Source organism: Flavobacterium gelatinilyticum, from assembly GCF_027111295.1.
GTDB classification, from domain to species: domain Bacteria; phylum Bacteroidota; class Bacteroidia; order Flavobacteriales; family Flavobacteriaceae; genus Flavobacterium; species Flavobacterium gelatinilyticum.
On record NZ_CP114287.1, the window covers coordinates 2,298,710 to 2,317,908 of the forward strand.

10 protein-coding genes are annotated in these 19,199 nt (G+C 34.6%); 4 read left to right on the forward strand and 6 right to left on the reverse strand.

Going from position 1 to position 19,199, the window contains the following annotated elements:
- Positions 1-64 precede the first annotated feature (64 nt).
- Entirely contained in the window at positions 65-2,836 is a 2,772-nt protein-coding gene (locus tag OZP11_RS09640) for a bifunctional aconitate hydratase 2/2-methylisocitrate dehydratase (protein ID WP_281234999.1), read from the reverse strand.
- Positions 2,837-3,276: 440 nt separating this feature from the next.
- On the opposite strand from OZP11_RS09640, the gene OZP11_RS09645 reads away from it, so the two are divergent.
- Together OZP11_RS09645 and xrtN are read left to right on the forward strand one after the other, a co-directional pair.
- On the forward strand, positions 3,277-5,775 hold the full coding sequence (locus OZP11_RS09645; protein ID WP_281235000.1) for an XrtN system VIT domain-containing protein: 2,499 nt from the start codon (positions 3,277-3,279) through the stop codon (positions 5,773-5,775).
- Positions 5,775-7,013, forward strand: coding sequence for an exosortase N (xrtN, locus tag OZP11_RS09650; RefSeq protein WP_281235001.1), 1,239 nt, complete (start codon positions 5,775-5,777; stop codon positions 7,011-7,013). The genes OZP11_RS09645 and xrtN overlap by 1 nt, the downstream gene beginning before the upstream one ends.
- A 50-nt stretch (positions 7,014-7,063) precedes the next feature.
- Here xrtN and OZP11_RS09655 read toward each other — a convergent pair whose 3' ends face one another.
- Both OZP11_RS09655 and OZP11_RS09660 read right to left on the reverse strand, forming a co-directional pair.
- Positions 7,064-8,017, reverse strand: a complete 954-nt coding sequence (locus OZP11_RS09655) for an AAA family ATPase (protein WP_281235002.1) — start codon at positions 8,015-8,017, stop codon at positions 7,064-7,066.
- Between the two features lie 78 nt (positions 8,018-8,095).
- Positions 8,096-9,526, reverse strand: coding sequence for a peptidylprolyl isomerase (locus tag OZP11_RS09660; protein ID WP_281235003.1), 1,431 nt, complete (start codon positions 9,524-9,526; stop codon positions 8,096-8,098).
- A 467-nt stretch (positions 9,527-9,993) separates the two neighbouring features.
- On the opposite strand from OZP11_RS09660, the gene OZP11_RS09665 reads away from it, so the two are divergent.
- Together OZP11_RS09665 and OZP11_RS09670 are read left to right on the forward strand one after the other, a co-directional pair.
- A complete protein-coding gene (locus OZP11_RS09665) occupies positions 9,994-11,436 on the forward strand; it encodes an alpha-amylase (RefSeq protein ID WP_281235004.1) in 1,443 nt (480 codons plus the stop codon).
- Between the two features lie 129 nt (positions 11,437-11,565).
- The gene (locus OZP11_RS09670; protein WP_281235005.1) at positions 11,566-13,158 is read left to right on the forward strand and encodes a peptide chain release factor 3; all 1,593 of its coding nucleotides are present in this window, start codon (positions 11,566-11,568) and stop codon (positions 13,156-13,158) included.
- 84 nt (positions 13,159-13,242) lie between these two features.
- On the opposite strand, the gene OZP11_RS09675 is transcribed toward OZP11_RS09670, so the two are convergent.
- The 3 genes from OZP11_RS09675 to rpoC all read right to left on the reverse strand — a co-directional run bounded on the left by OZP11_RS09675 (position 13,243) and on the right by rpoC (position 18,945).
- The gene (locus OZP11_RS09675) at positions 13,243-13,977 is read right to left on the reverse strand and encodes a hypothetical protein (protein WP_281235006.1); all 735 of its coding nucleotides are present in this window, start codon (positions 13,975-13,977) and stop codon (positions 13,243-13,245) included.
- 338 nt (positions 13,978-14,315) lie between these two features.
- Complete coding sequence (locus OZP11_RS09680) at positions 14,316-14,627, reverse strand: DUF3467 domain-containing protein (RefSeq protein WP_281235007.1); 312 nt, start codon at positions 14,625-14,627, stop codon at positions 14,316-14,318.
- Between the two features lie 10 nt (positions 14,628-14,637).
- On the reverse strand, positions 14,638-18,945 hold the full coding sequence (gene rpoC, locus OZP11_RS09685; RefSeq protein ID WP_281235008.1) for a DNA-directed RNA polymerase subunit beta': 4,308 nt from the start codon (positions 18,943-18,945) through the stop codon (positions 14,638-14,640).
- Positions 18,946-19,199: the final 254 nt, after the last annotated feature.

The following is a 19,199-nucleotide window of genomic DNA, read 5'->3' on the forward strand; positions in this document are numbered from 1 at the left end:
TATTATTAAAAAAGCCCGAGTTTTATCGACTCGGGCTTTTGAATTATGATTAAATAATCTTCGATTACATAACTAATTGCTTGTTAGATGGCGCAAACTTAGTTAAGTTGATACCGTCTACCGCAGCTGTATATTCATCCATAGTAGGAGTTCTTCCTAAAATTGTAGAAAGAACAACAACCGGCGTAGATGAAAGTAATGATTCTCCTTTTTTACCTTCAGAATCTTCTACTACTCTTCCCTGGAAAAGACGAGTAGAAGTTGCCATTACTGTATCTCCTTTAGCCGCTTTTTCCTGGTTACCCATACATAGGTTACATCCCGGACGTTCTAAGTATAACATGTTTTCGTATTCTGTACGAGCTGCACCTTTAGGAGCATTATCGTCGAATTCAAAACCTGAATATCTTTGCAGAACTTCCCAATCACCTTCGGCTTTAAGCTCATCTACAATATTATAAGTAGGAGGCGCTACTACAAGCGGTGCATTAAATTCTACTTTACCTTTTTGTGCTTCAACATTTTTCAACATTTGAGCAAGGATTTTCATATCACCTTTATGAACCATACAAGACCCGATAAATCCAAGATCTACTTTTTTCTCTCCTCCGTAGAAAGATAATGGTCTGATAGTATCGTGAGTATAACGTTTAGAAACATCTTTATTATTAACATCCGGGTCAGCGATCATTGGCTCTGCAATTTGATCCAAATCAACTACCACTTCAGCATAATATTTAGCGTTTGCATCCGGAGTAAGAGCAGGTTTTTCTGCTGATTTAATCTCTGCGATTCTCTTATCTGCTTTATTGATCAATCCCTGAAGAACTTGTTTTTCATTATCCATTCCTTTGTCGATCATGATCTGAATTCTTCCTTTTGCAATTTCTAAAGATTCGATTAAAGTATCGTCTTCAGAAATACAGATAGAAGCTTTTGCTTTCATTTCGGCAGTCCAGTCTGTAAATGTAAAGGCCTGGTCAGCAGTAAGTGTTCCAATGTGAACCTCGATAATTCTTCCCTGGAATACGTTCTCACCGTTGAATTGCTTAAGCATCTGAGCTTGGGTAGCGTGAACCACATCACGGAAATCCATATACCCTTTCATATCTCCTTTGAAAGTAACTTTTACAGATTCAGGAATTGGCATTGAAGCTTCACCAGTAGCAAGTGCAAGAGCAACAGTCCCGGAGTCAGCACCAAAAGCAACACCTTTAGACATTCTGGTATGAGAGTCACCACCAATAATGATAGCCCACTCATCGATAGTAATATCGTTAAGTACTTTGTGGATAACGTCGGTCATTGAGTGGTAAACACCTTTAGGATCACGAGCTGTGATAAGACCAAAGTTGTTCATGAACTTCATTAATTTTGGAATATTTGCCTGCGCTTTTTTATCCCAAACTGAAGCAGTGTGACAACCAGACTGGTAAGCACCGTCAACAATTGGTGAAATAACTGTCGCAGCCATAGATTCTAATTCCTGAGCCGTCATAAGTCCTGTAGTATCCTGAGAACCTACAATGTTTACTTCTACACGTACGTCAGAACCTGCATGTAAAACTTTACCCGGAGCAATACCAACCGCATTTCTGTTGAAGATTTTTTCAACTGCCGTAAGACCTTGTCCTTCATTAGAAATTTCTTTAGACGGAGCAAATACAGCCGGAGCTTCGATATCTAAAACTTTAGCAGCAAAAGTCTGAAGTTTTTTACCAAATACAATTGCATATGATCCTCCAGCTCTGATAAATTCTTTTTTCTGCGGCGTAAATGATCTTGAAATATCAATTAATTCCTGATCGCCGTTATACAGTTTTTTAGTTTGTGTGTTTATTGTTAAAACAGTTCCTGTAGCAATAGAATATGCTTCTTCAAGAATTGGTTCATTATTTTCGTTAAGAACCGGTTTTCCATCTGCATCCAGTTTTTTAACCCAGTTTTTAAGGTCAATTCCAATACCACCTGTAACATCTACAGTAGTAAGGAAAATTGGCGAAATACCATTTGTTCCTCCAACAATTGGAGCAATATTTACGAACGGAACATACGGGCTTGCTTGTTTTCCTGTCCAAAGTGCCACGTTATTTACACCTGACATTCTCGAAGAACCAACTCCCATTGTTCCTTTTTCTGCAATAAGCATTACACTTGCATCCGGATGTTTTGCCTGAAGCGCCTGAATTTCTTCCTGTGCTTGCGGCGTAATCATACATTTACCGTGAAGCTCACGATCTGAACGTGAGTGAGCCTGATTTCCAGGAGAAAGTAAATCTGTAGAGATATCACCTTCACCTGCTATATAAGTAACAACTTTAATTTCTTCTGCGATTTCCGGCAGTTTAGTAAAGAACTCAGCTTTAGCATAGCTTTCGATAATTTCTTTAGCTATTGCACTACCGTTTTTAAATGCTTCTTTTAAGCGATCTGTATCTGCGTCATAAAGGAAAACTTGTGTTTTAAGAACTTCTGCCGCTTGTTTAGCGATAGATGCATCGTTTCCTAAAGCCAAATCTAACAATACTTCGATTGAAGGTCCGCCTTTCATGTGTGATAATAACTCAAAAGCAAAAGCAGGAGTAATTTCATTTACTACAGACTGACCAAGAATAATCTCTTTTAAAAACTTAGCTTTTTCACCGGCAGCACTAGTTGTTCCCGGTAAAGTGTTGTAAATAAAAAATTTAAGAGAATCTTCTCTATATGGGTTATTTAAATCTTTAATTTGCTCAATAATTTCGCTTAATAATTCAGCTCCATCAATTGGCTTAGGGTGAAGCCCCTGATTTTTTCTTTCTTCAATCTCTTGAATATAATCCTTATAAATGTTCATAATAAAGGCAGATTTATTTTTTTGATGCAAATTTAAACATTAAAGCTGATAATTAAAAAAAATATAATAGAACTCCCCTTTTCAAAAATTATTATTGCTAAAAAACGATTTTCACTGCTTGTTTTTGCCAAAATCTTAATTTCAAATTAAAAAAATGAATTATTGGCATTTTAAAATCTTTTCTTTAACAAAGTCGAAATTTAATGTTAAGCCCGAAGTCAGATTTTACATCTGTTTTCACTAAGAACCTTTCTAAATAACCAATTATAACGTTATAGTTACCCTTTTTTCTTCTGATTTCCTTCTTCAAAACACAGAACACATTTATCCTGTTTTAAGAAATTGTTACTTCTCAAAAAAAGAACATAAAAATGTTACCGATTGAAATATTATTGTAACTTTGCAACTCAAAGTACTTTCTGATAAAACCAAAAATAATTATGAAAAACGAAATACAAGAATATTTCAAAAATCAAACCGGCGTAAACATAAGCCTGATTGTAACCCTAATCAGCATCGCCATCTTAGTTTTTTCTTTAATAGGAAGCAGTCATAGCGGCGAAGGTTTTGAAATTCTCGCAATGATCAACATTGTCATCCTTCTTCCTTACGGCGTTATCCTGTCTTTTAACATCTTACGTAAAAGAGCTAAATACCAGCACTTAATTCCGTTTTTATTCCTGAACTGGTTTATAGGATGCTTCTCAACCAATATTTTTGTCAATGTATTTGAAAATCTGCCAATTTGGGTGTATGTTACAACCTTTCTTTTTTGTTTCTCAAACTTTATTATTTACGGTGATTTTCCAAAGACAAAAAACAGCAGCATCGTATCTTATTTTATAAATGGAGGATCTTTTCTGTTGATTTTATATTACACTGTATTTCTATTACCAATCTGCGGACTTTCAGCAGTAGGTATACTTATATTAGGAATGGGCTTTTATGGTTTGGTGCCCGGAATTGTATCTATCATTCATATTTCAATTCTTTTCAAAACACTTACGAAGCAAAAAAGCAATATATATGCTTTCTGCTCCGGAATAGGAATTGTTTTTGTCGGTCTGATTGTTTTTATCTTGCTGCTAAATACGGAAAGCAGCAGAATAAATAAATTTGGCGCCGCAAAAACATTCGAAGGCCAAAGCACTGATCTTCCTGAATATATTATCATTTCGCAGAATCTAAAACCGAACTTTTTTAATGAAATTCTTCTAAAAAAAGACATTGTTTACATCGCAACTGAGGATTTTTTTGAAATGAGGGGACTTGGCGGCTTGCCAGGCAAACAGCAGTACAACGAAAGAAAAACCCATAATCCCTTCTTAAACATTGCTTATAAGTTTACTGAGACTATTAATTTAAGTACTGATGATAAAATAAATATTCTGAAATCTAATTTCGATAAAAGATTAGAAACCGAAGAACAGTTATGGAGCGGAAAAGATCTCACGACTAAAAACATCAAAGAAGATGTAAAAATCTATCCAAACGACCGCCTTGCTTACACCGAGATTACAATGGACATTGTCTGCGACGAAAAAAGCTGGCGCCAAAACGAAGCTATTTATTCATTTCAGCTTCCTGAAGGTTCTGTTGCTACTTCATTATCCTTATGGGTAAACGGAATAGAAAGAAAAGGAGTTTTAACTACTAAAGAAAAAGCTAAAGCTGCCTATAATCAAATTGTAGGTGTCGAAGCCCGTGATCCGTCATTAATGCAATGGAAAGAAGGTAATCGGGTAACAGTTCGTGTTTTTCCAATTACGAGCGAGTTACCCCGAACTTTTAAATGCGGTTTTACTACTCCTTTGCAAGTCACAAATAATAAAATGACGTATAAAAGTCTGAATATAAAAGGTCCCAATATCAACAATGCTGTAACTATTTCCAGAATTCAGATAGATGGAAATACGTCTTTTAATGCCTCAAAAGATTTTGATCTCGTTAGTAACTATTACATAAACAACAGTAAAGGTCTTGATAAATGGGAGGCTTCTGTTCCTTTAAATAAGCAAACACAAAAAAGTGCCTTCATATGGAAAGGTAAAAGTTATGAAGCAAAGCCAATTATAAAAGAACAAGTGGCATTTGCACCTGATGAAATTATTCTGGATCTTAGCAACAAATGGAAAATTGAAGAAATTGAAGCTCTTTTACAATTACGAGACAAAAAATACTTTGTTGTACTGCATAATGAAAAGCAATTATTGACTAATACTAATTATCAGGAACTTTTTAATCGATTTGAAGAATTGAATTACTCCCTGCTTCCTCTATTTGATCTAAAAGAAAACAGTTTAATCATAACCAAATCAGGAACATTTTCGTGCAATTTTGAAGAATTAGAATCATCTGATTATTTGACAAAAATCAAAACCAAAGCAAAGGATAAGCATTTAAAAGTCATCAATATTTCAGATGAAATTAATCCGTTTTGGCAGACTGTTAAAGAACAAAAATATGTTGACTACATAACTACAGATCTTACGAACTGCGTAACCCTAATTGGCAAAAACAAATTTGTAAAATTCAAAACAAGCGACGACAGCGTAAATCTGGAAACTGCCGGTATTTCGATTCAGGAAAACCAGGCTGGTGATAAAACCGCTCTAAAAGGTTCTAATCATTTGTACAGAATGTTTTGTTTTGGAAAAGTACTAAATGATCAGGTCGAAATACAAAATGACACATTGAAACAAAACAAATATGTCGATCTGGCAAAAGATGCCAATATTGTAACACCTATTTCTTCTTTGATTGTTTTGGAAACCGATGACGATTATAAGAAAAATGGAATTGAAAAGAATGTAAATACCTTAGGAAACGCTTCGATAAATAACGACGGAGCTGTCCCTGAACCGCATGAATGGCTGATGATCGTTTTAGGAATATCACTGATTCTATTGTATTACAAAAAACAAAAGCTCGCCAGTTAATGCAAAAAATATTCTTTAAAAACCATACAGTGTCAGCCGTTATTGCGATAGTATTTCTTTTCGCAATTAACGGCAGGATGCTGTTAACGATCGTAAACACAGATTTTCTGGGAATATTGGCAGGAATAAGTCTCTTTGTTATTGGCGGAAGAAAAACAAATTTCAAGTTAAACTATTTTCTTTTCGCTTTCATTGTGCTTTTGGAATTAATCAGCTTCAGGCTTCATACTAAATCGGTTCATTTTTTATCCCTGATTTTATTCTGCTGTCTTGTGTTTCATTATTTTACCGGAAGATTTTCTTTTATTGCTTTTATCTGTATCATTCTTTTTTCGACATTTTTTAGCGCTCTTTCAAATCATTTAACTTCAGAAATAAAACAAGGACTTTGTTATGGGGTTTATCTAACGTTGAAAAACTTTATCGCTATAGATAAAATCGAAGGTGTTAATTTTTATATCAATAATGCCAAAATAACAATTGACACTGCCTGTATGGGATTATCAATGTTTAAAACCGGATTATTATCAGGAGCAGTCTTAATGACATTAGAAGAAAAAAAGCAAAAACAATTTTATGGAACTTTGCAGATTCTTTTCTTTTGCTTTTTAGTTATACTTTTGAATATCGTTTCAAATTATTTTAGAATTATAACATTAGTTATTTTCAATTGTACAGAAGAGAATACACTGCATCATACTATTGGGTTATTATGTTTTATTTTATACCAGATTGTTCCGATGCTGATTCTTATCAAATTTATAAAACCAAAATTCACACAGCATGAAGCACCGCAAATTAAATCGGGAATCCGTCTTGTAATTGTATCGTTTGTAATTCTACTGACAACAAGTTTCCAGTTTATAAACCAAACTGACGAAAATTTCATTCGTGATCTCAATTCAACATACGATACTACAAAAGGCACTTGGATAAACAATGAGGTTTTTAAAATCGATACCAGAACAAAACTCACTTATATAAAAACGGTATCTCATAATCCTTTGATCTGCTGGACCGGCGACGGGTACAAAATTATTAAATCAAAGAAAATTGTAATTGCTAATCATGATGAAATCTGGTTCAACAAAATGGAAAAAGCCAATTATAAATACAGTTCGTATTGGTGGTATGAATGTGACGGAAAGAAGTATACTTCATTAATCGGGGTTTTACTGCAAAAGTTAATTTACAACAAGCCCATCTTTCTTATTAATGAAACCATTAAATCTATTTAACAAAAAACCCAAACCGGAACTGGTTTGGGTTTCTATATTTTTAAAACAAATTACATCAGCTTTTTAATAATAACTTCTTCTGTTATTCCTTCAGCATCTGCTTTGTAGTTTTTAATAATTCGGTGTCTTAAAATTCCGGTCGCTACAGCCTTTACATCTTCAATATCCGGAGAAAACTTTCCATTAAAAGCGGCATGGGCTTTCGCTGCCAATATTAAATTCTGTGACGCTCTTGGTCCTGCTCCCCAATCCAGATAGTTTTTTACAAAATCATTTGTCAAAGCATTATCCGGACGTGTTTTACTTACCAGAGTAACTGCATATTCTATAACATTATCTGCCACAGGAATTCTTCTGATTAAATGCTGGAAATCTATAATTTCCTGAGCAGTAAAAAGAGGTTTTATTTCTACTTTATTATCAGATGTGGTTTGCTTTACCACCTTTACTTCTTCTTCAAAAGTTGGATATTCTAATTTAATCGCAAACATAAAACGGTCTAACTGTGCTTCCGGCAAAGGATAGGTTCCTTCCTGCTCAATTGGGTTTTGTGTAGCCAGTACAAAATACGGCAAATCTAACTTATAGTTTTGTCCGGCAATTGTTACCGAACGTTCCTGCATGGCCTCTAATAAAGCTGCCTGAGTTTTAGGCGGTGTTCTGTTGATCTCGTCAGCAAGAATAATATTAGAGAAAATAGGTCCTTTAATAAATTTAAAATGTCTGTTTTCATCTAAAATTTCACTTCCTAAAATATCAGAAGGCATTAAATCCGGAGTAAACTGGATTCTTTTAAAATCTAAACCCAATGCCTGAGACAAAGTATTGATCATTAAAGTTTTTGCCAAACCAGGAACACCAATTAAAAGCGCGTGTCCTCCTGAAAATATACAAAGTAAAATTTGATCTATAACGGCATCCTGCCCTACAATAATTTTTGCTATTTCGTTTTTTAATTCGTTGCGTTTCTGAACTAAATTGTGAATTGCTGTAACGTCAGACATTTATGAGTGTATTTAAAATTAAAAAGAGTTAACTTTATGAATTCATAAAACTAACTCTTTTTATTTATTTAATAAAAATTATTTTTTTAACCAGTTGTTAGCAAACGAACAATCTCTGTATTCACCGATAATTTTGATATAAGTATCTTTGATCTTAGTATCAAACCATTTTGCAATAGCGTTGATTTGTTTTTCTTTTAATGCTAATTCTTTAATTTTAGTGTAATCTTTAGCATAATCAGCAGTATGCTCGTCAATTCTGTTGGTAACCGTAATCAACTTGTATGTTTTCTTACCTCTGTCATCTGTATTTAAAAGAGGCTGTGAAATTTCATCATCTTTTAAATTAGAAACCTGTCCATACAATGTAGGGTCCATTTTTGTAAGTTCGAAACGTGTATCCTGAGTATTTGGATTTACTAAAGTACCTCCGTTAGCTCTTGTTTCTTTTTCATCAGATTCATTTCTTGCAGCATCTGCAAAAGAAATTTCTTTGCTTGCAATTTTAGCTCTGATATTGGTAATTCTTTCTTTTGCATCTTTTAAAGCACTTTCAGAAACTGTTGGCGCAATCAAAATATGACGTAATTCAACTTCCTGACCTTTAATTTTATCTACCATAATAATATGGAATCCAAAACTGGTTTCAAACGGAGCTGAAATCTCTCCTTCCTGCAGACTAAACGCAACATCTTTAAATTCTTTTACGAATGGTGTCTTACGGGTCATTTTATAATATCCTCCATTAGGCGAAGACCCTGGATCCTGTGAATATAAAACTGCTTTTGTAGCAAAACTAGAACCGTCTAAAACATCCTGTCTGATAGCATTTAATCTGTCAATTACTTTTTGTTTATCTTCTTTTGAAACTTTTGGTTCAACTACGATCTGTGCTACTTCCATTTCAGCACCAAAAGTCGGAAGTTCTTCTTTAGGTATTTTTTTGAAAAAATTACGAACTTCCTCAGGCGTAATTTCTACTTCTTTTACGATTTTATCTCTCATTTCTGAGGCCAGTTTCTGCTCTTTTAAGATATCGGCAAAATACGTTTTAAATTCTTCTACAGAACTCTTTTTATAGTAAGCTACAACCTTGTTGATATCTCCAACCTGCTGCGTCATATAATTCAGACGTTCTTCCATCATACTTCTAACTTCGGCATCACTTACAATAATACTATCCTGAATAGCCTGGTGTGCATATAATTTGTCTTCTAAAAGTTTTCCAAGCATCTGGCATCTTGTAATATCTTTAATATTCCCCCCCTGACTTGTTATTTCCAGAAATCCTTTGTCGATATCAGAATCAAGTACAATATAATCTCCTACCGTTGCAATAATACCGTCAACTTTAAGCTTTCCGCCCGAAGGAATTTCAGCTGGTTTTTCAGCCACAACATCAGGAATTATCTCTTGTGCTGCTGCAATTGAAGTGAAAAAAAGTGAAAAACAAAACATTATTACAAACTTGTAATCAATTGTTTTTAGCTGTAATTTTTTTAATAACATTTATTCAGAATTTTATTTTAATGTAAAATCGCTTTGGTATTTAATTCAATTTTAAACTTTTAGAAACACTAAAAAGCCTAAATAATAAATCTCGGTTCTTTTAACTAATAACGAACAAAAATAACAATTCAATTACATAATACAACTATCAGCAATAGTATTAACAAAAAATTATGGGACAGAAATAAAATCAAATAAAGTACGGATTTATTTTAAGCCCTTTTACGGCACGGAATCAAACGAAATATTGCTTTGAAGTACAAAATTTTTTAATCATAAAAAAAGTTCTCAACACTACAACGTTTTCGTAAAAAACTATTTTCTTACAAATTAAAACCGAATCAAAAAAAACCTACATTCGTTACGTAATTAATAATTTACAGTATCTAAAAATATCAATATAAATGTTTTTGATGTTTAAAATTAAGAATTACAAAATTTACTATTTAACCTTAACCACATCTATTATGAAAAAACCTATTGCAAAATTATGTTTGCTGGCTGCTGTTACCACATTTCTCTATTCTTGCTCGGAAAACGAAACAAACGAAATTGAAGCAAAAGCAGAAAGCAAAGAATTTCAAATCATTAACGTAACACATCACGATGGAAAACCTTTTAGTACCGGCGATTCTAAATCGTCGCTGACAGGGAAATATGTTGATAATCCGGGAGGAGGTGTTATGATGCAGGCCTTTTACTGGGATGTTCCTGCGGGCGGAAACTGGTGGAACACAGTAAGCAGTAAAGTAACTGCCTGGGGAAATGCTGGAATTGGTTCGATCTGGCTTCCTCCTGCTTCTAAAGCACAAAACGGAGCTTTTTCGATGGGATATGATCCAACAGATTATTTTGATTTTGGAGATTACAATCAGAATGGAAGCGTAGAAACCAGATTTGGTTCTAAAACCGAATTGGTAAACTTAATTACAGCTGCTCATAATGAAAATATTAAAGTTTATGCCGATATCGTTATCAATCATAACAGCGGCGGACAATCTGAAGCTAATCCTTACACCGGAACCAATACCTGGACGAATTTCAGCGGTGTAGCCTCGGGAAAATTTACTCGAAATTACAATGATTTTTACAAAAACAGTTACGGAAACAATGATGAAGGTGCATTTGGAGGCTTTCCTGATTTATGCCATGCAAATCCTCATGTTCAGGACTGGCTGTGGCTGAGAGCTGACGGAGTTGGGAAATATTATAAAAACACGATGAAATTTGACGGATGGAGATTTGATTATGTTAAAGGTTTTGGTCCGTGGGTAGTAAATGCATGGAATGCAAATGTAGGCGGATTTTCTGTTGGAGAATACTGGGATTCAAATGTAAACACTCTTGAATGGTGGGCTAATAATGCCAATAGTTCTGTTTTTGATTTTGCCTGTTATTATAAAATGAACGATGCTTTTGACGGAAATAATCTTGCGCTTTTAAATGATGACATGATGTGGAAACGTAATCCATACAAAGCCGTTACTTTTGTAACCAATCATGATACGGATGAAATCTGGAGCAAACTTCTGGCGTATTCGTATATATTGACTCACGAAGGATATCCAACTATCTTTTACAGGGATTATGAAGAATGGTTAGACAAAAACAAGCTGAATAACCTAATCTGGATTCACAACAATAAAGCAACCGGAACAACTTCTATTTTATATTCTGATAATGACGAATATGTAGCAAGAAGAAACGGCTACAATGGAAATCCGGGATTGGTAGTTTACATTAATAATTCTGACACCTGGCAGGAAAGATGGATTCAAACCAATTGGGCCAATACACAAATTAAGGATTTCACAGGAAATTCAACCTGGTACCCGACTACTCAGGCAGATAAATGGGTAAAAATACAATGTCCTCCAAAAGGATATTCAATTTGGTCAATTAATCAGTAATTTAAAATGACTAATTCAAAGGCTGTTCGTTTGAACAGCCTTTTTTATTAATTTTTTCGCTCTCAAAAGAACCGAATATTTTTATTAAGCGGTAATTAATAGTATTTTTGCAACCTATTTATACGAAATATGAGCTTTTTAAAAGAAATACAACGCAGAAGAACATTTGGAATTATATCGCACCCTGATGCCGGTAAAACTACATTAACAGAGAAATTACTGTTATTTGGAGGTGCTATTCAGGAAGCAGGAGCAGTAAAAAATAACAAAATTAAAAAAGGAGCAACGAGTGACTTTATGGAAATCGAACGCCAGAGAGGTATTTCGGTTTCGACTTCTGTACTTGCTTTTAATTATAAAGACAAAAAAATCAATATCCTTGATACTCCGGGACACAAGGATTTTGCCGAAGATACATTTAGGACTTTAACCGCTGTTGATAGTATAATCGTTGTAATTGACGTTGCAAAAGGGGTTGAGGAGCAGACTGAAAAATTGGTTGCCGTTTGTAGAATGCGTAACATTCCGATGATTGTTTTCATCAACAAACTGGACCGTGAAGGTAAAGATGCTTTTGACCTGATGGATGAAGTTGAACAGAAATTAGGTTTAAAAGTAACACCTTTAAGTTTCCCTATCGGAATGGGGTATGATTTCCAGGGAATTTATAATTTATGGGAAGAAAACATCAATCTTTTCAGCGGAGACAGCCGCAAAAACATCGAAGAAACAATTGCTTTCTCTGATGTTCAGAACAATCCTGAATTAGATAAAATTGTGGGTGAAAAAGCAGCCAATAAACTTCGTGAAGAATTGGAATTGATCGATGAAGTTTATCCAAAATTTGAGCGTCAGGATTATTTAGACGGAAAAATCCAACCCGTATTTTTTGGTTCTGCTTTAAATAATTTTGGAGTTCGCGAATTATTAGATTGTTTCATTACAATTGCACCATCTCCAAGACCAAAAGATTCAGAGACCAGAACAGTTGATCCCGCAGAAGAGAAAATGTCCGGTTTCGTATTTAAAATCCACGCTAATATGGATCCGAAGCACCGTGACCGTTTAGCTTTTATTAAAATCGTTTCGGGAACATTTGAAAGAAATAAACCCTATTATCACGTTCGTCAGAAGAAAAATTTAAAATTCTCAAGTCCGAATGCCTTTTTTGCAGAGAAAAAAGAAATCGTAGATATTTCTTATCCGGGAGATATCGTAGGATTACACGATACAGGAAACTTTAAAATTGGAGATACTTTAACCGAAGGCGAAATTATGAGTTTTAAAGGAATTCCTAGTTTCTCTCCGGAACATTTTAGATACATCAACAATGCCGATCCAATGAAAGCTAAACAGCTGGAAAAAGGAGTTGATCAGTTAATGGATGAAGGTGTAGCACAGTTGTTTACACTTGAAATGAACAATCGTAAAGTTATCGGGACAGTTGGGGCACTTCAGTATGAGGTTATTCAGTACCGTTTGGAGCACGAATACGGTGCAAAATGTACTTATGAAAACTTTCCTGTCCATAAGGCCTGCTGGGTAAAACCTGACGATGCAAAAAATGAGGAATTCAAAGAGTTTAAACGTATTAAACAAAAATTTCTTGCTCATGATAAATTTGGTCAGTTGGTATTTTTAGCCGATTCTGATTTTACTATTCAAATGACACAGAGTAAATATCCTTCTGTGAAACTATACTTTACATCAGAATTTGATTAATACTTTATTCAATAAATATGTAAAAGGCTGTCTAAAAAAAATAGACAGCCTTTTTTATTTACATTCCCCAATATGTAAATCTGATTATCGTTCAGTGTAATTAATTCCTAGTCCTCCGGCAATATAAATCCTGGTAAGTTCATCTTGACTCACTATTATATTCTGCATCAAGACATTATTTTTAACTGATTTGATCGAAAAAGATATTTCTTTTGACAAATAATAGTCATTTCCGCTAACTGTAATCATTAGACTTTTACTATTCTTTAAAACTTTTGTTTCTATAGCAAACTCTCCTGTCTTAGGATTTACAGTTACAGGGTTTGATGAAGCATTAACGGCGAGCATTAAATTTGAATATTCTTTTCTGTCGAAGGGTTTTCCTGTTTTAGCTTCTAGTAATTTTCCTTTTATTGTTATTGAAACTTCTTCGTTTACTTTTTGGCGATAAGCTGCTTTACCAACTTTATAACCATAAGGTTTTGGACTTACTTCAGTTTTAACTGGCTCTTTTTCTTGCGCTGTAAGATTTGAGGCCAGTAAAACAGATGCTGCAACTGCTGCATATTTTAAAGTATTCATCTTAGAAGTTTCATTGTATTCAAATTTCTCATTTAACTGTGTTGTTTTCAGTCTCGCACAAATATTTTTGTCTTTGTTTTCTGCAATGAATTTAGCTACTTCTGAATTCGTTTTTTTGCTCAAATCAATTACATTTTTCATGCATGAATTACAAAATGAACCTCCTGTATTAGGAATCATTTTATCAAAATTTTCAGAACAAGGATCTGCAATTTCTAAAGTGAATCTCTTTTTCATACTTTACTCTATTTAAATTTAAATCATTCCTGATGACTCCTATTTATATAGAGCATATTTTTTAAGAAAAGGTTGGGAAGGAAAAAAGAAATATTTCAAAATTTATAAAGAACAAAAAAAAGCGCTGATTCAATCAGCGCTTCTCTTAATTTGAATTAAATCAACCTTACTAAGTCATTATATTTCAAAAATTAATCTTTCATAGGCTTAAGCAAATTAAAACAATACTTAACCAAAAAGAAATTTAGTCGATGAATGCAAATTAAATCAGTTCAAATGCACTTTGTCTCAACTATATACAAAAAAAAGACCCCAAATAAATGGGGTCTTTTAAAAATTTATGCTTGTCCCGCAGGACCAAAATTAAGCGGTATTGGTGCTTGTTCCGTTTCTTTGATTTCGCCATGAGCTGCTTCAAATCTGTGGATATTTTCACCTATTGCTCTTAATAATCTTTTAGCATGTTGTGGTGTCAAAACAATTCTTGACTTTACCTTGGCTTTAGGAATCCCTGGCATAATGCTCACAAAATCTAAAACAAACTCTGATGATGAGTGATTAATAATCGCAAGATTAGAATAAATTCCTTCTGCGATAGTTTCGTCTAACTCAATATTAATTTGATCCTGTTGTTGTTTCGGATTACTCATAGTTTCCTAATTAATAAATGTATTCTTCTTTATTAGCCATCATTTCGTTGTAATCGTCTTTAGATCCTACGATAGTGTTATCGTATTCTCTCATACCAGTTCCTGCAGGAATTCTGTGTCCAACGATTACATTTTCTTTTAATCCTTCTAAATCATCTACCTTACCAGCTACAGCAGCTTCGTTAAGTACTTTCGTTGTCTCCTGGAATGAAGCCGCAGAAATGAATGATTTAGTTTGTAACGAAGCTCTTGTAATACCTTGAAGAACTGGCGTTGCAGTTGCAGTAATTACGTCTCTTGCTACAACAAGATTTTTATCATTTCGTTTCAATAATGAATTTTCATCACGTAATTCACGAGGTGTAATGATCTGACCTGGTTTCAATACTGAAGAATCTCCCGCATCTTCAACCACCTTCATACCATATAATTTATCATTTTGAACGATGAAATCTTTAGTATGAATTAATTGATCTTCTAAGAATAAAGTATCACCAGGATCCTGAACTCTTACTTTACGCATCATTTGACGAATAACTACCTCAAAGTGCTTGTCATTAATTTTTACCCCTTGTAAACGGTAAACCTCTTGAATTTCATTTACCAAGTACTGTTGAACAGCAGCCGGACCTTGAATTCTTAAGATATCATCTGGCGTAATTGCACCGTCAGACAATGGAACTCCCGCTCTTACGAAGTCATTTTCTTGTACTAAGATTTGGCTAGAAAGTTTAACTAAATACTTTTTAATTTCACCAAATTTAGACTCGATAACAATCTCACGGTTACCTCTCTTAATTTTTCCAAAAGATACAACACCATCAATTTCAGATACAACAGCCGGGTTAGAAGGGTTACGAGCCTCAAGCAGCTCAGTAATTCTAGGAAGACCTCCCGTGATATCGCCCGCTTTAGAAGAACGACGTGGGATCTTAACTAATACTTTACCTGCTTTAATTTTCTCTCCATTCTCAACCATTAAGTGTGCACCTACCGGTAAGTTGTAAGAACGAATTAATTCACCTTCTTTACCGTAAACCAATAAAGTTGGGATTAATTTTTTGTTTCTAGCCTCAGAAATTACTTTTTCCTGGAAACCAGTCTGCTCATCGATCTCAACCATGAACGATTGTCCTTGCTCTAAATCCTCGTAAGCAATCTTACCAGTAAACTCAGAAACAATTACACCGTTATATGGATCCCATTTACAGATTACAGTTCCTTTAGCAACAGTATCTCCATCATTTACAAAAATACTAGATCCATAAGGAATGTTATGTGTATTTAAAACAATTCCGGTTTTCTCGTCAACTAATTTTAACTCAGTTGAACGTGAAACTACGATATCAACAGAGTTTCCTTCGCTGTCTTCTCCTTTAACTGTTTTTAAATCTTCAATTTCAAGTCTACCTGCAAATCTTGTAATAATACTAGACTCTTCAGAGATACCTCCGGCAACCCCTCCAACGTGGAACGTACGAAGTGTTAACTGTGTACCTGGCTCTCCAATAGACTGAGCGGCAATAACTCCGACAGCTTCACCTCTTTGTGTCATCTTACCTGTAGCTAAGTTTCTACCGTAACATTTAGCACAAATACCTTTTAAAGCTTCACAAGTTAATGGAGATCTAACTTCTACTTTCTCAATTGGAGAAGCTTCGATAGTTCTCATAATTGATTCAGTAATTTGCTCTCCAGATTTAACCATTACTTCGTTAGTAAGAGGATTAATAACGTCTTGTAATGCAACACGTCCTAGAATTCTCTCTCCTAAAGATTCAACGATTTCCTCATTTTTCTTCAATGCTGCAACTTCAACACCTCTTAAAGTTCCACAATCTTCGATGTTAACAATAACATCTTGAGAAACGTCATGAAGCCTTCTTGTCAAGTAACCAGCATCGGCTGTTTTAAGAGCCGTATCCGCAAGACCTTTACGAGCACCGTGAGTAGAAATGAAGTACTCAAGGATCGAAAGACCTTCCTTAAAGTTAGAAAGAATCGGGTTTTCAATAATCTCACCACCACCGGCAGTAGATTTTTTAGGCTTAGCCATCAAACCACGCATACCAGTTAACTGACGAATCTGCTCCTTAGAACCCCTCGCCCCAGAGTCAAGCATCATATATACAGAGTTGAAACCTTGCTGGTCTTCTCTAATATTTTTCATTGCCAACTCTGTTAACTGAGCATTCGCTGAAGTCCATACGTCAATAACCTGGTTGTAACGCTCGTTATTTGTAATAAGACCCATGTTATAGTTAGTTGAGATACCTTCAACTTGCTCTCTGGCATCTGCAATTAACTTCGTTTTTTGTTCTGGGATTCTAATATCACCTAAAGAGAATGATAAACCTCCTCTAAATGCGAATTTATAACCCATATCTTTCATATTATCCAAGAAAGCTGCCGTTGTAGGTACATCAGTCACACTTAAAATGTGTCCGATAATATCTCTAAGGTTTTTCTTAGTCAATACGTCGTTGATATATCCAGCTGCTTCAGGTACTACTTCGTTAAATAATACACGCCCTGCAGTTGTTTGAATAATTTTGTACACTAATTCTCCAGCGTCATTAAAATCTTTTGCACGGATTTTAACACGAGCATTCAATTCTAATCTTCCTTCGTTTAATGCAATATTTACTTCTTCAGCAGAGTAGAAAGTCAAATCCTGACCAATAATTTTGTGATCTTCTGTAGAAATACGCTCTTTGGTCATATAGTATAGACCCAAGACCATGTCCTGAGAAGGTACAGTAATTGGAGCACCATTTGCAGGGTTCAAGATATTGTGAGAAGCCAACATTAATAATTGTGCCTCTAAAATAGCCTCTGGTCCTAATGGTAAGTGAACCGCCATCTGGTCACCATCGAAATCGGCGTTGAATGCCGTACATACTAATGGGTGTAACTGGATCGCTTTTCCTTCAATTAATTTTGGCTGGAATGCCTGAATACCAAGTCTGTGCAAAGTAGGAGCACGGTTAAGTAATACTGGGTGTCCTTTAATTACGTTTTCAAGGATATCCCAAACTACAGGCTCTTTTTTGTCAATGATTTTCTTAGCAGATTTTACTGTTTTTACAATACCTCTTTCGATCAACTTACGGATAACGAATGGTTTGTATAACTCAGATGCCATATCTTTTGGCAATCCGCACTCATATAATTTTAACTCTGGACCAACGACAATTACCGAACGAGCAGAATAATCCACACGTTTTCCTAAAAGGTTTTGACGGAAACGTCCTTGTTTACCTTTTAACGAGTCAGATAATGATTTTAATGGTCTGTTTGATTCTGTTTTAACAGCAGAAGCTTTACGTGTGTTATCGAATAATGAATCTACAGATTCTTGCAACATACGTTTCTCGTTTCTTAAGATAACTTCTGGAGCTTTAATCTCCATTAATCTTTTCAAACGATTGTTACGGATGATTACACGACGATATAAATCGTTCAAATCTGAAGTTGCAAAACGACCTCCATCAAGTGGCACAAGCGGACGTAATTCCGGCGGGATAACTGGAACCACTTTCATAATCATCCACTCAGGACGGTTTTCACGGTTTTCGTTAGACTCACGGAAAGACTCAACAACTTGTAATCTTTTTAAAGCCTCAGTTTTTCTTTGTTTAGAAGTCTCGTTGTTAGCGCTGTGTCTTAATTCATAAGATAAAGCATCTAGGTCAATACGAGCTAATAAATCCATAATACACTCTGCTCCCATTTTGGCAACAAATTTATTAGGATCTAAATCGTCTAAATATTGGTTTTCTTGTGGAAGAGTATCTAAAATGTTTAAGTATTCTTCTTCAGTTAAGAAATCTAATCTTTGTAATGATTCTCCATCTGCATTTTTAGCGATACCAGCTTGGATTACTACGTATCTTTCATAGTAAATGATCATATCTAATTTCTTAGATGGAAGACCAAGGATATAACCAATTTTGTTTGGAAGAGAACGGAAGTACCAGATGTGAGCAATTGGCACAACAAGGTTGATGTGTCCTACTCTATCACGACGTACTTTTTTCTCAGTAACTTCAACACCACAACGGTCACAGATGATACCTTTGTAACGAATTCTTTTATACTTACCACAAGCACATTCGAAATCTTTTACTGGTCCGAAGATTCTTTCACAGAAAAGTCCGTCACGCTCTGGTTTGTGAGTTCTATAGTTAATTGTTTCTGGCTTTAAAACCTCTCCTCTTGATTCTTTTAGGATAGATTCTGGTGAAGCCAATCCAATAGAGATTTTGTTAAATCTTTTTACTGGATTTTTATCTTTATTGTTTCTGTTATTCATCATAGTTTTTACTATTGATTTATTTGCAATTAAAAAATTGATTCTTAGCCTAGTCTAAAGTCAAATGTCATAAAGTTGTAAAGTCACGAATGACTTTAGGCTTTGGACTTTCAAACTTTCGACTTAAAACACTACCTCGGGTTACTTCTCTAAACTTCAAATTCTTGTCTGAAGCGCTAGTTATAAAATGCCTCGCATTGTTATAAAAAATCGGAACGGGTTACGGGTATAAATCTTTAAAAACTTATTATAAATGA

Bases quoted from the DNA above. Each gene is read 5' to 3' on its own strand.
- OZP11_RS09680 (WP_281235007.1), bottom strand. From the start codon at position 14,627: ATGAGTAATCCGAAACAACAACAGGATCAAATTAATATTGAGTTAGAC.
- rpoC (WP_281235008.1), bottom strand. From the start codon at position 18,945: ATGATGAATAACAGAAACAATAAAGATAAAAATCCAGTAAAAAGATTT.
- OZP11_RS09645 (WP_281235000.1), top strand. From the start codon at position 3,277: ATGAAAAACGAAATACAAGAATATTTCAAAAATCAAACCGGCGTAAAC.
- xrtN (WP_281235001.1), top strand. From the start codon at position 5,775: ATGCAAAAAATATTCTTTAAAAACCATACAGTGTCAGCCGTTATTGCG.
- OZP11_RS09640 (WP_281234999.1), bottom strand. From the start codon at position 2,836: ATGAACATTTATAAGGATTATATTCAAGAGATTGAAGAAAGAAAAAAT.
- OZP11_RS09670 (WP_281235005.1), top strand. From the start codon at position 11,566: ATGAGCTTTTTAAAAGAAATACAACGCAGAAGAACATTTGGAATTATA.
- OZP11_RS09655 (WP_281235002.1), bottom strand. From the start codon at position 8,017: ATGTCTGACGTTACAGCAATTCACAATTTAGTTCAGAAACGCAACGAA.
- OZP11_RS09675 (WP_281235006.1), bottom strand. From the start codon at position 13,977: ATGAAAAAGAGATTCACTTTAGAAATTGCAGATCCTTGTTCTGAAAAT.
- OZP11_RS09660 (WP_281235003.1), bottom strand. From the start codon at position 9,526: ATGTTATTAAAAAAATTACAGCTAAAAACAATTGATTACAAGTTTGTA.
- OZP11_RS09665 (WP_281235004.1), top strand. From the start codon at position 9,994: ATGAAAAAACCTATTGCAAAATTATGTTTGCTGGCTGCTGTTACCACA.